Raw genomic sequence first — 16,252 nt, 5'->3', positions numbered from 1 at the left:
GGAACGCAGACGACCAATTGCTCTACTAAAAGATGCCTTGGCTGAAACCTTAGCAACAACACCCAAAAACTGTTTGAAGAAATTCGCGCCTGCGGCTATACCGGTAGTTATGCCACGGTCTCTCGCTTCACTCGTTATCTCAAGACCTTGCCCAGATTTGAACCAGCAAAAGGTTCAACAAAAAACGTTTCTCCCAGGATAAGCTCTTCTTCCCATCGTCCTCTCACCCCCAGTCGCGTCACAGCTTTAGTCTTGCGACGACCAGAATTAACACAGCCTAATGAGCGTGAAGTAATCGCTCAACTACAAACAGCCCATTCGGATTTGAAGTCAGCTATTGAACTAGCTCAACAGGAGAGCATCTCTTGTGCGTCAACGTCAGCCTGAGCAGCTTGATGCTTGGTTAAACAAAGCTAAAAACAGCTCGGTTTCTTTGTTGCGCTCTTTTGCTGTTAGTTTAGAGTCTGACTACGATGCTGTCAAAGCAGGTGTAACTATGTCATTATGTCCTAATCTATGCTTCGGTTGCTATATTCCTTTCTTTCTTCTGCCTTCTGCCCTCTGCCCTCTGCCTTCCCACAACCGAGATCACCAAAAGTTGCCAAGAACCGGTTTATGCTTAACTGATGCCGAAAGTCAAGTTAAAAATGATTGCCCATGCCGGAAATGACTTACCAGAATCTTGTGCTGGGGTTGTAGCGATAGAGATTCGAGAGTTTATTAAAGCTATCTTAAAAAGCCATAATTTAAACGAATTAAACTAGCTCATTCAGAGTTTGCTGCCAATCTAATACACATATTCCTTCGCTCTCAAAGCGTGATATGTGTTTCAAGTTTGTTGTCACAACTATCACCCGATCAAAACTCTTCAATTGGAGAATTGCTTGAGCAGCAAGAATTACATCACCATCTAAGCTATCATTGCTTGCCGTAGGCTTCCCCTGGTTTCGTACCCATGCCCATAGTTCGGCTGCTTTTCGCATCGTTTCGGGAGTCAGTGGTATGAGACAAATTTGACTAAGTTTGTTGAGGCGATCTATACTTTTTCGTTTTCCTTGTCTCAATAGTTCACGCCGAAGTTCATAATCGGCTATTTCCGGCACACGTATAACAGTTTCGGTTTTCCCTAACGATTGTAACCACTGTTGGACTTTTGGGTCTACTTGTGGATGCGTTACTTGACTCAAAGGATGAGTATCTAGCAATACAGCTCTACTCATCTGCGTTTTTATACTGACATCCGATTCTGATTCAAGTTTGTCTCAATCTGTGGGTATGTTGGTTCATCATATCCCGATTCATCAACCATCCATTCGTCAACCAGTTCCATTACCTTTTCTAAGGAATCATCTCCTTTTGATTCCGATTCTAAAAATTGGGCAACTTGATTTTGTCTTAATACTCGTAACCAGGTTGGCAAGGGATTTGTTGCATTTGTTCTTGGTATGTTTATAGTTGCAGGTGCAGCAAGGATGTCTACGTCGTTATTCTCGTTACGAATGAATGTAAATCTACTAAAACTCCCATAATATGTAGTACTTTCAGGGATCTGAACGTTAGGCAAACGAAACAAAGGTGGTTGACCTTTACCCAATGGCAACGATTGTCCCTCAATCAAGGCATCGACTCTTGCCCTAACTGCTAGTAATTCTGCTGAAGAAAGGGCATCCAATTGTTGCATAATGACATCTAGCTGTGAAGTTTTGGGCATGGTTTATTTAGGGGGAAACTTCTCTTTTAATTCTATGCTATCTGGGTTTTGGATGGTCTCTTTGCTGTGAAAATTCGGATTTCTATTCTTTATGCTCCATTACTATTTCCCGCATACCCCAAAATATTAAATTGGGTTCTACAATCAAACGTGCTGCAATTGTAGGATATAAAGCTTGCAGATAATTTAGTAATAAAGTGCGATCGCCCCCTTTAATCGCAATCTTCCCATCAGGAAATAATTGCAGCCACGCTTCAATAAAATCTTTAATTCCAGCTAATATTGTATAAACAACTCCACTTTGAATAGCCTCTGTAGTATTGAGAGCAAAACGCGATGGTAGAGACGGGAAAATTTGCCTTTCTACTAATGGTAATTGTCCTGTTTGTTGACCGAGAGTTGCAAATTGCAAACCTAATCCCGGCAAAATTGCACCTCCAACTAGACACTGATTAGCATCCGCAGCCGTAAAAGTTAGCGCTGTCCCAGCATCAATTACCAACATTGGAAAACCCCACGTTTTACCCGCACCCCACAAAGCTAAAGCGCGGTCAATTCCTAATGTGGGATAAACAGCTTTTAGCGGTACTTGTTCTAATGTAATAACATGAGTATTTGGGTAAGTTTGCCAAATAGCAGTTTGGCTGGGAACTACGGAGGCGACGAAGATAGGACAGAGGGGCAGAGTGTTTGTTAGAGATTCACCTTGTGGAAAAATTCTCTCTAGTAAATCATTCAGAGTTTGACATTCAGCCAGGTGTTGTATAACAGACTCAGGTAGATGGTCAGTATCCCAAGCTGAATAAAAGGTTTCGCCAATAAACAATGCCCAATGTAACTGAGAGTTCCCAATTTCCAAAGCTAGCCAAATATTATCTGTGTGTTCTGGGTGCTTATGCGGTTTCACACTTTTAACTTTTTTAAGTCGTTATATGTTTTTTAATAAAAATTAACATTCATCCCGTGTCACAATAAACCTAGAGGAACAAATACTCATTGTGTCAAGGAGGGGAGTTATGGTAGCGCTCACCGAAAAAACTGAAAAACGGCTCACCATACAGACAGTGGAAATCGCTCAAGAGACTACGGCTATTCGCTCTCTGGATTGGGATCGCGATCGCTTCGATATTGAGTTTGGTCTGCAAAATGGTACCACCTATAACTCGTTTCTCATCCGTGGGGAGCAGACTGCCTTAGTTGATACCTCCCACGAAAAGTTTCGTCAACTATACTTGGATACGCTCACCGGACTAATTAAGCCAACAGATATTGATTATTTAATTATCAGCCACACCGAGCCAGACCATAGCGGTTTAGTTAAAGATTTGCTGCAAATGGCTCCAGAAATAACCGTTGTCGGTTCTAAAGTGGCGATTCAGTTTCTAAATGATTTGGTACATCAGCCATTTAAACGGCGGATTGTGAAAAATGGCGATCGCTTAGATTTGGGCAATGGGCATGAATTTGAATTCGTAATTGCCCCAAATTTACATTGGCCCGATACCATTTTCAGCTTCGACCACAAAACCAAAATTCTCTATACCTGCGACGCTTTTGGATTGCACTATTGCTCAGATAGCACCTTTGATGAAGACTTAGCAGCTATCGAAGAAGACTTTCATTACTACTACGATTGCTTGATGGGGCCGAATGCCCGGTCAGTTATATCTGCCCTGAAGCGGATGGCGGAACTGAAAACTATCGACATGATTGCCACAGGACACGGCCCATTATTATCTCACAATGTTGAAGAACTAGTTGGACGTTACCGCACTTGGAGCCAAACGCAAGCCAAGCCAGAAACAGTGATTGGCATATTTTACGTTTCTGAATATGGATATAGCGATCGCCTTGCGCAAGCAATTGCCAACGGTATCAGTAAAACTGGTGTCACCGTGGAAATTGTCGATTTGGGATCTGAAGTCGATTTACAAGAACTGCGGGAACTAGTTAGCCGTTGTGCTGGACTAATCGTTGGATTACCTCCGGCTTCTGGTGGTGCGAATATCCAAGCTGCACTCAGCACAGTTTTAGGATCTACTAAAGAAAAGCAAGCTATCGGCGTATTTGAAACCGGCAGTGGCGATGATGAGCCGATAGATCCTTTGGTGAGTAAATTCCGTAATTTGGGTTTGACAACAGTTTTTCCAGCGATTCGGATTAAACAAACGCCTACGGAAAATACCTACAAGTTGTGTGAAGAAGCGGGTACAGACTTAGCTCAATGGGTAACACGCGATCGCAACATCAAAGCGATGAAATCCCTTGGTGCTGACTTAGATAAAGCACTAGGTAGAATTAGCGGTGGGTTGTATATTATTACTGCTAAGAAAGGCGATGTTTCCAGTGCCATGCTAGCCTCCTGGGTTGCTCAAGCCAGCTTTAAACCATTGGGATTCTCCATTGCAGTTGCCAAAGATCGGGCAATTGAATCACTCATGCAAGTAGGCGATCGTTTTGTTCTCAATGTCTTAGAAGAAGGCAATTTCCAACCATTAATGAAACACTTTTTGAAACGGTTCGCCCCTGGTGCAGATCGTTTTCAAGGTGTAAGAACTCAGCCAGCCGAAAATGGTGCGCCTATCCTCAACGACGCCCTCGCCTACATGGAGTGTGAAGTCATCAGTAGAATGGATTGCGGCGACCATTGGGCAGTATATAGCACAGTCTACGCCGGAGGGGTTTCTAAGCCAGAAAGTTTGACTGCTGTGCATCACCGTAAAGTTGGTAATCATTATTAACAAGCAAAGCAGAGGGGCACAGGAGCGGGGAGAATAATTAATACCAATGCCCCATGCCCTTCAGGAGTGCTGAGTGCTGAGTGGGGAATCTCACTTCTTTACTCGCTTGCCGAGGAACTCGAAACGGGCTAAACGCCCCGCTGACGCTAACGGAACTGTTTTGCCCCATCCCCTATTCCCCAATAAAGCTATGTCAAAAAACAAACCCCGTGACGTTCAAGTTTTCCCCATTGCTACAGATACGAGAATACTGCGATCGCGCAGTTGGTCAAGGCTGAGATTTGAAATTGAATATGCTCTTGCTAAAGGTACAACTGCTAATTGTTATTTAATCGAAAGCGATAAAAGTGCCATTATCGATCCTCCAGGGGAAACCTTTACGCAAATTTATTTAGAAGCTTTGCAGCAACGTTTCCATCTCGAAGATTTAGATTATGTAATTTTGGGACACGTAAATCCTAACCGCGCTGCAACTTTAAAAGCTTTGTTAGAAATTGCCCCGCAAATCACCTTTGTGTGTTCTAATCCAGGGGCGAGAAATTTACGTGCGGCGCTGGAAAATCCAGATTTGCAAATTCTTGTCATGCGGGGCGAAGAAACTCTAGATTTGGGTAATGGGCATAATTTACAATTTATTCCTACCCCCAATCCCCGCTATGCAGATCAACTTTGCACCTACGATCCACAAACAGAAATTCTGTACACAGATAAGTTATTTGGGGCGCATGTTTGTGGAGATCAGGTATTTGATGAAGGCTGGGAAATATATAACGAGGATCGGCGCTATTATTTTGATTGCCTCATGGCTCCCCACGCCCGTCAAGTTGAAACAGCGCTGGATAAACTTGCTGATTTTCCTGTGCGAATGTATGGCACTGGACACGGGCCTTTGGTGCGCTATGGCTTAATCGATCTGACCAAAGCTTATCGGGAATGGATTCAACAGCAAGCATCTGCTGACTTGACAGTAGCGTTAATTTATGCATCCGCTTATGGGAATACGGCAACATTAGCCCAAGCGATCGCTCGTGGAATTACAAAAGCTGGCGTTGCCGTAGAATCAATTAACTGCGAATTTACGGAATCAGAAGAAATCCGAACGGCTGTGGAAAAAGCGGGTGGTTTCATCATCGGTTCTCCTACTCTCGGCGGTCATGCACCGACACCCGTACAAACAGCTTTAGGAATTGTGCTATCCACCGCCACTAATAATAAACTCGCTGGTGCTTTTGGTTCCTTTGGCTGGAGTGGGGAAGCGGTTGATTTAATTGAGGGTAAATTAAAAGATGCTGGCTATCGGTTTGGTTTTGACACCATCCGGGTAAAATTCAAACCCGACGATGCCACCTTACAATTGTGTGAAGAAGCTGGAACCGACTTTGCCCAAGCACTGAAGAAAGCAAGAAAAGTGCGATCGCCACGTCAACCTGCAACAAATGTAGAACAAGCAGTTGGTCGGATTGTGGGTTCTCTTTGCGTTCTCACAGCCAAGGAAGGCGATCGTTCCAGTGCCATGTTAGCTTCTTGGGTGTCTCAAGCTAGCTTTAGTCCACCTGGTTTAACCATCGCCGTTGCCAAAGAGCGTGCAGTAGAAACTCTGACACACTCAGGAAACAAATTTGTCCTCAATATTCTTAAAGAGGGGAATCACTTGGGGTTGATGAAGCACTTCCTCAAACCTTTTGGCCCAGGACAAGACCGATTTGCTGATGTCGCTGCCCAAGAAACAGAAAGCGGTTCTCCCATACTTACAGATGCCCTAGCATATCTCGAATGCTCCGTACAAAACCGGATGGAATCTGGCGATCACTGGCTGGTTTATGCGACTGTCGAGAGTGGCAAAGTGCTAGATACTGATGGCGTTACAGCCGTGCATCATCGCAAGTCGGCAACTCATTATTAATTAATCATCGCCAATTTCTGACCCCAGCCTATTTTTGTTAGTACAATTGTTTCCCTTCTTGCTTGCGGGGAGGGGTTATGGGTGGGGTGCTTTGATTTTGAAGAATTTGGGAAGCACTGAAAAGTTCATTTTTAGTAGTTACTTTGTCAATAGATTGTGCTATCATATTTTCAAAAGTTGTAATTAAATTACAAATTAAGTTACTTACAACATAGAAAGCAAGCTAAAAAAGACTCAAACACTACTTGGTCAGAAGTAATGTTTAAGTCCAATTTGACAGGGTGATAACTAAATTATCTTCCTGTGAATTTTTCAGATTTTTAACTTTGTATGAGTTGCTAAAAACAATTCAGCACCTAAGAAAGCTAAAAACATAGCTTGGTCAAGTCTAAATTGTGTGTTTTGGGACTATTTTTGTTTCAGCATATTTAGTACTGAAACTACAGATTTAAGAATAGAATCTGTATTTAAAGAAATATAAGCCACTGGGAACAGTAGCGTTAAAGCTAGAAACCAAAGAATATATATTTTATTCATTGTGTTTTTAGTTTTATTTTTCAGCACACAACCAATGAATTCGACCAGCACCCTGATTAAAACCTGGGTACAGTCATTGTATTTATGTATGCGTGTTTCTAACTATAGCTTATTTATTTTAATAACTCAATGCTCTCTGTTGAAAATTGTTGCTATGACTTTACGTGAACTTGAAGATCAAGCACTGAGATTATCTGCCGAGGATCGTTGGCAGTTAATCAATACATTGATGCGATCGCTCCAACCAAAACTTCAGCCAACCCCGAAGCCAAAGGGTTTAGCTGCAAGTTTAATCGGTATTGCCAAGACTGATACCCTGCCACCTACAGATGAAGAAGTAAAAGCCATGTTAGATGAGCGGTTGGTGCAAAAGTATCTGTAATGCGAGTTTTATTTGATACGAATGTTCTGCTGGATACTTTGCTAGCGCGTGAACCTTTTGTGGCGGATGCTGCTTTTTTGCTAGAGACAGTTGAATCGGGGCAAGTTGAAGGATTTATGTCGGCAACAACGGTTACGGATGTACATTATTTAGTTGGACGCCAAACCAAGAGTGCTGAAATTGCGATTGCCGCAGTGACTCAATTGTTAGCACTGATGGAAATTTGTGCAGTGGATCGCAGTGTGCTAGAGCAGGCGATCACATTGAGGTTGACTGATTTTGAAGATGCGGTGCAAGTAGCGTCTGCGATCAAGTTGGGGTTGGAAGCGATCATTACTCGTGATGTACATGGATTCACAGGTTCGCCGATTCCAGTACTATCATCGAAAGAGATGAGAAATCAGTTGATGTAGCAGAATGCCTGAAAAGTTCGGGGGAAGGTAAGACTTACGCAAAATAAATCTCCAACCCCCTTAAAAAGTTTTCTCTTAAGGTTGTGGCTATTTAGCTAAAGCTGTAAATTTGCTGCGTCTCCAAGCGATCGCTAATTGATGAAGGCAGTGTACCATCCGCAAATGTCTGCCGATCTAGTTGGACTTGTAAATTACTCAAAGGATCGCAACCAGAAGAAATCAGAAATTCTAGTTTCTGGATGTAAGGCACAGTTGCTAGGTTATCCAGAATTTGGAAGATTGCGTGTATATAAGGATGACCACTCTGCTGATACCAATCACAGCTAGCAACTTTTGCCTGATCGAAGCCCAAGTGTACTGTTAAAGATGGCTCGTCAAATAAAGCGATCGCTAAAGGACGCGCTTCTTCTTGCAACAATAGATCGTTACTTTTCGCTAGGTGTCGCAGTTTTTCTAAGCGTTCATAACGTTCGGTCACAGCTTCCGGGTCATCTTGCCAGTGGATTGCTACTGTTACTAGATAAGTCTGTAACAGCATGTGACCCAGCTTTTTCGCCTTTGTCGCTAGATAATAGGAATTGTAGTCGTTTGCCTCAATCAACAATGGCACGCGATCGACTACTTCTAACCCATAACCTTTGACACCAGCAATCTTACGGGGATTATTGGTAATTAGGCGAATCTTTTTTATGCCCAAGTCCATGAGCATTTGTGCCCCCATACCGTAGTCTCGCAAGTCAGCAGGAAATCCCAAACGCTCATTTGCTTCTACTGTATCCAGTCCCATATCCTGCAATGAGTAGGCTTTCAGCTTGTTAATCAAGCCGATTCCCCGCCCTTCTTGACGCAGGTATACAACTACACCTTGACCAGCAGACTCAATCATTTTGAGTGCGGCTACAAGCTGCATCCGACAGTCGCAGCGCAAAGAACCCAAAGCGTCGCCAGTTAAGCATTCTGAGTGCATCCGCACCATCACTGGCTCATCTTGGAAGTTAGCTGGATCGCCCTTGACTATCGCAACGTGTTCTGTATTATCTAAGGTATGGCGATAGGCGTAAATTTCAAACTGACCGAATTGACTAGGCAGCTTGGTAATTACCTCACGATATACTAAGCGATCGTGCTGTAGGCGATAGCTGATTAGATCCGCAATACTAATAATTTTTAAATTGTGACGTTTAGCGTATTCAACCAACTGCTGCAACCGCGCCATTGAACCATCGGAGTTTTGAATTTCACAAATTACCCCCGCCGGGTATAGCCCTGCTAGCCTAGCTAAGTCCACAGCAGCTTCCGTATGTCCTGCGCGTTTGAGTACGCCTCCAACCTTAGCCCGAATCGGAAAAATATGACCAGGACGACGTAAATCGGTAGGTTTTGTGGCTGGGTTGAGAGTAACCTGGATAGTCCGGGCGCGGTCTTCTGCTGAAATGCCTGTGGTGACACCTAATTCTGGCCCGGCATCAATACTGACAGTGAAGGCAGTTTGGTTAGTATCTGTAATGTTGCTTACCATTAAGGGTAAGTCTAGCTCGTCTAAGCGATCGCCCATCATTGCCAAACAAATAAGTCCTCTTGCTTCCACCGCCATGAAATTAATCGTGTCGGGTGTGGCAAATTGGGCAGCACAAATTAAGTCGCCTTCATTTTCTCTATTTTCATCATCTACCACTACAATGACGCGACCAGCTTTTAGGTCTGCTAAAGCGGCATCAATCGAATCAAATTTAAAAGCTTGGGTAGGATTAGTCTGTGACACAGAAAGATTTCCAGCTATAAACGTAAATTTTTTTAACAATTTCTTATTTTAGATTGTAGCTCCTTTATAAGGCAGAGAAGTAGACTAGCAATCATTTGATAACGGGGCAAAAATTTTTGCTATTAAAAGTGGCGAGAAAGTGCAGCGACAGTAAAGGATGAAGGGAATGAGGAATAATAATTGTTTGTTTGCTCTCCCATCTCCCCAGAACAAAGTAGAGGGGTTTAAGACGTTTTGTGTGCCGTGCGTCTGGTCGCTGATATTGTTGATAGCTGAGAACGAATTAACCATTCATGGGATAAGGATTTGGGATCATGGGCAAATTTAGACGCGTACCCGTTGGGATTGTTGGCGCGTCGGGCTATGGTGGAGTGCAGTTAGTACGACTACTGATGGATCACCCAGAAGTCGAAATGGTTTATTTAGGAGGTGAGAGTAGTATCGGGAAATCCTTTGGGGATCTCTACCCGCATCTGGCTCATGCAACTAACCTGCTAATAGAGGCAATAGAACCAGAAATAATTGCTCACCGCTGTGAAGTAGTTTTCCTGTCTTTACCAAATGGTCTGGCTTGCCAAATCGCACCCAAACTATTAGAAAAAGGATGTAAAGTATTAGATTTGAGTGCAGACTATCGGTTTAGTAATTTGACAACTTATACAAATTGGTATGGTACAGAGAGAAGCGATCGCACAATTGCAGCGACAGCAGTTTATGGATTACCAGAACTTTACCGCGATCGCATTGCCGAAGCTCAACTTATTGGCTGTCCTGGTTCCTATCCTACTGCCAGTCTCCTTGCACTTTCGCCACTTTTAAAGCAAGGCTTAATCAGACCAGAAACAGCTATTATCGATGCCAAGTCTGGCACATCTAGCAGTGGACGGCAGGCTCAAACCAATTTACTACTAGCTGAAGCAGACAACTCCATAGCAGCTTTCAATGTTGGTCGTCACCGTCATACCCCAGAAATCGAGCAAATTTGCAGTGACTTAGCCGGTCACGAACTCATGATCCAATTTACACCGCACCTTATTCCAATGGTACGCGGTATTTTGGCAACAGTATATGCCACAATGAGCGACCCCGGTCTAGTGCGAGATGACTTAATCACAATTTTCTCAGCCTTCTACCGCAACTCTCCTTGGATAAGAGTCTGCGGTAGCGGCGTTTATCCCCAAACCAAATGGGCTAACGGTAGCAATCTTTGTTATATCGGTGTAGAAGTTGACCCACGCACAGGTCGTGTAATTGTCATGTCAGCAATTGACAATCTAATTAAAGGACAGGCGGGCCAAGCTATTCAGTGTCTAAACTTGATGATGGGCTGGGATGAAACCTTGGGGTTGCCCAAGTTGGGGTTTTATCCGTGATCAGTGGGGATTGGGTATTGGGTATTAGGTATTGGGGACTGGGTATTGGACATTGAGAAAACTTTTCTTTAGTCCCCAGTACCTAGTCTCTAGTCCCCAGTCCCTACTTCGGCCCTAACCCTACAGCACCAGCATAAACGGCGCGATCGCCTAGTTGATCTTCAATTCGCAGCAAGCGATTATATTTTGCTACTCGTTCGCTGCGACAGAGAGAACCTGTTTTGATTTGACCGGCACGGGTTGCTACAGCTAAATCAGCGATCGTTGTGTCTTCTGTTTCGCCAGAACGATGGCTAATTACTGAACGGATACTATTGCGAGTTGCCAAATCAATCGTTTCCAAGGTTTCGGTGAGTGAACCAATTTGATTGAGTTTAATCAAAATGGCATTGGCGGCTTTTTCCTGGATACCTCTTTGCAAGCGAGTAGCGTTAGTTACAAATAAGTCATCCCCTACCAACTGCACCCGCGAACCTAACTTCTGGGTGAGCAATTGCCAACTTTGCCAATCTTCTTCGTGCAAGCCATCCTCAATTGACACAATTGGATATTGGTCAACCAATTGTGCTAAATAATCAATAAACTCAGTCGGAGCGTGAGGTTTACCATCGTAAACATACTGACCATTCTTGTAAAATTCGCTAGCCGCTACATCTAACGCCAAGGCTACTTGTTCTCCTGGTTTGTAACCAGCTTTCTTAATCGCAGCAACCAACAATTCCAAAGCCACCTGATTAGATTCTAGGTTAGGGGCAAAGCCGCCTTCATCGCCCACACCACTAAGCAAACCCTTTTCATCTAATACTTGGCTGAGGGTAGCAAACACCTCTGCACCCCAGCGCAACGCTTCCCGGAAGGAAGTTGCGCCAATTGGGACAATCATAAACTCTTGAAAATCCACGTTATTCGAGGCGTGTGCGCCACCGTTAATCACGTTCATCAACGGCACTGGGAGCAAATTCGCTAATGGCCCACCCAAATAGCGATACAGAGGAATTTCTAAAGATTCAGCACCAGCTTTAGCAGCTGCTAAAGAAACCCCCAAAATCGCATTAGCCCCCAAATTGGATTTGTTAGCAGAACCATCTATCGCAATCATTGTCCGGTCTAGCAATTCTTGGTTGAGGACATCCAAGCCTAACAATTTTGGCGCAAGTGCTTCTCTGACGTTTTGTACTGCCTTGAGTACGCCTTTGCCCCCATAACGACTTTTATCACCATCACGCAGTTCGTGAGCCTCAAAAGTGCCAGTAGATGCACCACTGGGAACTTGCGCCAGTCCGACAACACCGTTAGCTAAATGCACTTCAGCTTCAATTGTTGGTCTACCGCGTGAATCAAGAATTTCACGAGCTGCGATCGCCTCAATAGCAGTATCTAGAAATTTACTCATCTGTACTTTATCCTTTATTCGAGTGTGTTACGCATCCAGTCCAGTTGCCTAACCCAATCGCTAGCATAGGCGGTTAAGAGACTTTCTCGGCTGAGATTAAAGAAGATTTCCATTATCGAGATCGGGAGCATTGCCAAGAATGGGTAATTGTTTATCCTGTCCTTTCGGCTTTTAATTCTTTCTGTGACGGCATTTTTACCTTAAGACTTTGAGCTAGGTAAAATGTTTGCAGAGAATAACACTAAATCAATTACAGAGAAAAGGTCAATATGCGATTACTACACACAATGCTGCGGGTGGGCAACCTTGAAGAATCCTTAAAGTTCTACTGTGAAATTCTAGGAATGAAACTGCTGCGCCGAAAAGATTATCCGGGGGGAGAATTTACCCTGGCTTTTGTTGGCTATGGTGACGAAAGCGACAACTCGGTTATAGAACTAACCTACAACTGGGGTGTGGAAAAATACGAATTAGGTAATGCTTATGGTCACATTGCCCTTGGCGTTGATGATATTTACGCTACGTGTGAAGAAATTCGCAATCAGGGCGGTAAAGTCGTGCGCGAACCAGGGGCAATGAAACATGGTTCGACAGTAATTGCTTTTGTAGAAGATCCAGATGGGTATAAAATTGAACTGATTCAACTGGGAACTCAAGGTTCGGCAGTCAAACAAGAATCACAAGAGCAACTTGTAGGTCAGTAGTTCTTACAAGGGATTTCCAAAAAATTAATTATCTAGTAGGGTGAAATGTCGCTTATTTAAGCTGGATTCAGATCCTCAACTTCTTTAAGAATTCGAGGATCTGGGCAGTAACTTTTGCTTAAGAGCGATAGGAAAATCCACACTGATATCTTGAAAACTTGAGCTAGAGGGAGATTGATTCTTCGGGCATACTGGCATCTCGTGCCAATCAACCCAGACACGCCAGACTTTCCCCTTTTTAGGCAGGTTAGGGGATCTCCTCTGCGTAAATCCGATTAATATTACCCCATACTCTCGTTAATGAGCAACACTAATAACGCTCGCTCCAACAATACCATTGGGGAAAGTCTGCTCATAACAGTGTTTTCGTTTTAAATTAGGAAATAGGTAATGGATTAAACTATCATCAATTGCCAATCCTAAATCGCCACCGGAGATACACGCGGATATACGCTAAGAATGTTTGGATAATTAGGGACTGGGGACTAGAGACTAGGAATTAGTGACTAGGGAAAAGTTTTTCCAATGCCCAATCCCCAATGCCCAATCCCCACTCCCAATCCCCACTCCCAATCCCTAAACTAAAAATCCAAATTCCAAAATTTTAAAGATGCAACCTACAGATCCCAATAAATTTACTGATAAAGCCTGGGAAGCAATTGTTAAATCTCAGGATATAGTCCGTGCTTATCAACAACAGCAACTAGATGTTGAACATTTAATTATTGCCCTGTTAGAAGAACCCACTAGTCTAGCAATACGTATCCTGGCTCGATCTGAGGTCGATCCAATCCGCTTGCAGCAGCAGCTAGAAGCTTTTACCCAACGTCAGCCGAAAGTTGGTAAAAGCGATCAGCTTTACCTTAGCCGCAATTTAGATATTTTACTAGACCGAGCGGAGGAAGCTAGAGCTAGGATGAAAGACTCCTACATTTCCGTGGAACACATACTTTTGGCCTTTGCTGAAGACGATCGCATTGGACGAAAGATACTCAAAGGCTTTAATGCGGATGCACCTAAACTCGAAGCTACTATCAAAACTATTCGCGGTAGCCAAAAGGTGACAGATCAAACCCCAGAATCCCGCTATGACGCCTTACAAAAATTTGGCAGAGATTTGACAGAACAGGCAAAAGCTGGAAAACTCGACCCGGTAATTGGGCGGGATGATGAAATTCGGCGGGTAATTCAAGTATTGTCTCGTCGTAGCAAAAATAACCCCGTACTGATTGGTGAACCTGGAGTAGGTAAAACAGCGATCGCAGAAGCATTAGCACAACGGATGGTAAACGGTGATGTTCCTGAATCTCTGAAAAACCGCAAGTTGATCTCGTTAGATATCGGCAGTTTAATTGCTGGAGCAAAATTACGAGGTGAATTTGAAGAACGTCTAAAAGCGGTTCTCAAGGAAGTTACTGAATCTAACGGTGACATTGTTCTGTTTATTGACGAACTACATACCGTAGTCGGTACAGGTTCTAGCCAACAAGGGGCAATGGATGCGGGAAATTTGCTCAAACCAATGCTGGCGCGAGGAGAACTACGTTGTATTGGTGCTACTACCCTCGACGAGTTCCGCAAACACATTGAGAAAGACGCTGCCCTAGAACGCCGCTTTCAGCAAGTATTTGTCGATCAGCCAAGTGTGGAAAATACTATTTCGATTCTGCGGGGGTTGAAAGAACGGTACGAAGTTCATCACAACGTCAAAATTTCTGATTCGGCTTTGGTAGCAGCAGCAACACTGTCAGCACGTTATATTAGCGATCGCTTCTTACCAGATAAAGCCATTGACTTAGTAGATGAAGCAGCAGCACAGTTGAAAATGGAGATTACCTCCAAACCAGCCGAATTGGAAACCATTGATCGCCGTCTCATGCAGTTAGAAATGGAAAAGCTGTCATTAGCTGGCGAAGAAAAGGGTACTCCCCAAACGAAAGAACGTTTAGAGCGCATTGAACAAGAAATCGCCAATTTAACGGAAAAACAGCAAATATTTAACGAGCAATGGCAAGGTGAAAAGCAGATATTGGAGGCGATAAGCGCCTTAAAGAAAGAAGAAGATGCGCTGCGAGTGCAAATTGAACAGGCAGAACGCGCTTACGATTTAAATAAAGCTGCCCAACTGAAGTATGGCAAATTGGAAGGAGTGCAACACGATCGCGAAGCCAAAGAAGCGAGCCTTTTAGAAATTCAAAACCAAGGTTCCACGTTACTGCGAGAACAAGTCACCGAAGCCGATATTGCCGAAATCGTCGCAAAGTGGACAGGAATCCCTGTCAATCGCTTGTTGGAATCGGAACGGCAAAAACTGCTGCAACTAGAAAGTCATTTGCATCAACGAGTCATTGGGCAAGAAGAGGCTGTAGAAGCAGTAGCAGCCGCAATTCGCCGCGCCCGTGCGGGGATGAAAGATCCCTCTCGTCCCATTGGTTCATTTTTGTTCATGGGCCCTACAGGCGTGGGTAAAACCGAACTCGCCCGTGCTTTAGCTCAGTTTCTCTTTGATTCTGATGATGCATTGGTGCGCTTGGATATGTCTGAGTATATGGAAAAACACTCAGTTTCTCGCTTAGTGGGTGCACCTCCAGGATACATAGGATATGAAGAAGGCGGTCAACTTTCCGAGGCGATTCGCCGCCGTCCCTACTCAGTGGTGCTGCTGGATGAAGTGGAAAAGGCGCACCCCGATGTGTTCAATATTTTATTGCAGGTGTTGGATGATGGGAGAGTTACTGACTCTCAAGGAAGGACGGTAGATTTTCGTAACACCGTCATTGTGATGACCAGTAACATTGGTAGCGAACATATATTGGATGTATCTGGTGATGATTCCAAATATGAAACGATGCGAAAGCGGGTAATGGATGCTTTGCGATCGCATTTCCGCCCGGAATTTCTCAACCGCGTCGATGACATTATTCTCTTCCATACACTAAATCGCACTGAAATGCGGCATATCATCCGCATTCAACTCAAACGGGTAGAAAATCTCCTCCGCGAGCAAAAAATCTTCTTTGAGATATCCCAATCAGCCTGCGATCACCTTGTTGAATCAGGCTATGACCCAGTTTACGGTGCCCGTCCACTCAAACGGGCAATTCAGCGAGAAGTAGAAAACCCCCTCGCCACCAAGTTATTGGAGAATACTTTTATCTCTGGAGACACGATTATCATCGACAAAAATGAAAACGGTCTGTCTTTTAGCAAAAAAGTGCTGGTGAAGGTGTCAGTACCACAGATTGCTACATAGCACCTGGCATCTCCCCTTGACTCAACGGGAGAGGCTAGCGCCTGCTGTACCCAAAGGGTTGTAAGGAGAAAACCAAACTG

14 protein-coding genes are annotated in these 16,252 nt (G+C 44.0%); 9 read left to right on the top strand and 5 right to left on the bottom strand.

Features of this window, described 5'->3' with window-relative positions; translation table 11 throughout:
• Positions 1-147 precede the first annotated feature (147 nt).
• Together ACFE93_RS15095 and ACFE93_RS15090 are read left to right on the top strand one after the other, a co-directional pair.
• Complete coding sequence (locus tag ACFE93_RS15095) at positions 148-387, top strand: hypothetical protein (RefSeq protein ID WP_375474061.1); 240 nt, start codon at positions 148-150, stop codon at positions 385-387.
• Positions 368-670, top strand: a complete 303-nt coding sequence (locus ACFE93_RS15090) for a hypothetical protein (RefSeq protein ID WP_375474060.1) — start codon at positions 368-370, stop codon at positions 668-670. The genes ACFE93_RS15095 and ACFE93_RS15090 overlap by 20 nt, the downstream gene beginning before the upstream one ends.
• Before the next feature lie 85 nt (positions 671-755).
• On the opposite strand, the gene ACFE93_RS15085 is transcribed toward ACFE93_RS15090, so the two are convergent.
• From ACFE93_RS15085 to ACFE93_RS15075, 3 genes are all read right to left on the bottom strand, one after another.
• A complete protein-coding gene (locus ACFE93_RS15085; RefSeq protein WP_375474059.1) occupies positions 756-1,220 on the bottom strand; it encodes a type II toxin-antitoxin system VapC family toxin in 465 nt (154 codons plus the stop codon).
• Positions 1,221-1,228: 8 nt separating this feature from the next.
• Complete coding sequence (locus tag ACFE93_RS15080) at positions 1,229-1,711, bottom strand: hypothetical protein (RefSeq protein WP_375474058.1); 483 nt, start codon at positions 1,709-1,711, stop codon at positions 1,229-1,231.
• 82 nt (positions 1,712-1,793) lie between these two features.
• Entirely contained in the window at positions 1,794-2,618 is an 825-nt protein-coding gene (locus ACFE93_RS15075; protein ID WP_375474057.1) for a pantothenate kinase, read from the bottom strand.
• 109 nt (positions 2,619-2,727) lie between these two features.
• Between ACFE93_RS15075 and ACFE93_RS15070 the strand changes: the two genes are divergently transcribed.
• From ACFE93_RS15070 to ACFE93_RS15055, 4 genes are all read left to right on the top strand, one after another.
• Complete coding sequence (locus ACFE93_RS15070) at positions 2,728-4,452, top strand: diflavin flavoprotein (RefSeq protein ID WP_375474056.1); 1,725 nt, start codon at positions 2,728-2,730, stop codon at positions 4,450-4,452.
• Between the two features lie 190 nt (positions 4,453-4,642).
• On the top strand, positions 4,643-6,355 hold the full coding sequence (locus tag ACFE93_RS15065; RefSeq protein WP_375474055.1) for a diflavin flavoprotein: 1,713 nt from the start codon (positions 4,643-4,645) through the stop codon (positions 6,353-6,355).
• A gap of 571 nt (positions 6,356-6,926) precedes the next feature.
• Positions 6,927-7,274: a hypothetical protein gene (locus tag ACFE93_RS15060; RefSeq protein ID WP_375474054.1), complete on the top strand. Its 348-nt coding sequence runs from the start codon at positions 6,927-6,929 to the stop codon at positions 7,272-7,274.
• Positions 7,274-7,687 (top strand): PIN domain-containing protein, encoded by a 414-nt coding sequence (locus tag ACFE93_RS15055; RefSeq protein WP_375474053.1) that lies wholly within the window; start codon positions 7,274-7,276, stop codon positions 7,685-7,687. The genes ACFE93_RS15060 and ACFE93_RS15055 overlap by 1 nt, the downstream gene beginning before the upstream one ends.
• Positions 7,688-7,778: 91 nt before the next feature.
• Here ACFE93_RS15055 and ribBA read toward each other — a convergent pair whose 3' ends face one another.
• Positions 7,779-9,449 carry a bifunctional 3,4-dihydroxy-2-butanone-4-phosphate synthase/GTP cyclohydrolase II gene (gene ribBA, locus ACFE93_RS15050; protein WP_375474052.1) on the bottom strand — a complete coding sequence of 557 codons (1,671 nt, stop codon included), beginning with the start codon at positions 9,447-9,449 and terminating at the stop codon, positions 7,779-7,781.
• 314 nt (positions 9,450-9,763) lie between these two features.
• On the opposite strand from ribBA, the gene argC reads away from it, so the two are divergent.
• Positions 9,764-10,822: an N-acetyl-gamma-glutamyl-phosphate reductase gene (argC, locus tag ACFE93_RS15045; RefSeq protein ID WP_375474051.1), complete on the top strand. Its 1,059-nt coding sequence runs from the start codon at positions 9,764-9,766 to the stop codon at positions 10,820-10,822.
• A 103-nt stretch (positions 10,823-10,925) separates the two neighbouring features.
• Here argC and eno read toward each other — a convergent pair whose 3' ends face one another.
• Positions 10,926-12,215, bottom strand: coding sequence for a phosphopyruvate hydratase (gene eno / locus ACFE93_RS15040; protein ID WP_375474050.1), 1,290 nt, complete (start codon positions 12,213-12,215; stop codon positions 10,926-10,928).
• A 269-nt stretch (positions 12,216-12,484) separates the two neighbouring features.
• On the opposite strand from eno, the gene gloA reads away from it, so the two are divergent.
• Positions 12,485-12,919: a lactoylglutathione lyase gene (gene gloA, locus ACFE93_RS15035; protein ID WP_375474049.1), complete on the top strand. Its 435-nt coding sequence runs from the start codon at positions 12,485-12,487 to the stop codon at positions 12,917-12,919.
• Between the two features lie 610 nt (positions 12,920-13,529).
• On the top strand, positions 13,530-16,172 hold the full coding sequence (gene clpB, locus ACFE93_RS15030) for an ATP-dependent chaperone ClpB (RefSeq protein ID WP_375474048.1): 2,643 nt from the start codon (positions 13,530-13,532) through the stop codon (positions 16,170-16,172).
• Positions 16,173-16,252 lie beyond the last annotated feature (80 nt).

The sequence above is a fragment of the uncultured Nostoc sp. genome (genome assembly GCF_964247315.1).
Classification (GTDB): Bacteria; Cyanobacteriota; Cyanobacteriia; order Cyanobacteriales; family Nostocaceae; genus Nostoc.
This window is presented reverse-complemented; position numbering and strand designations above follow the sequence as displayed.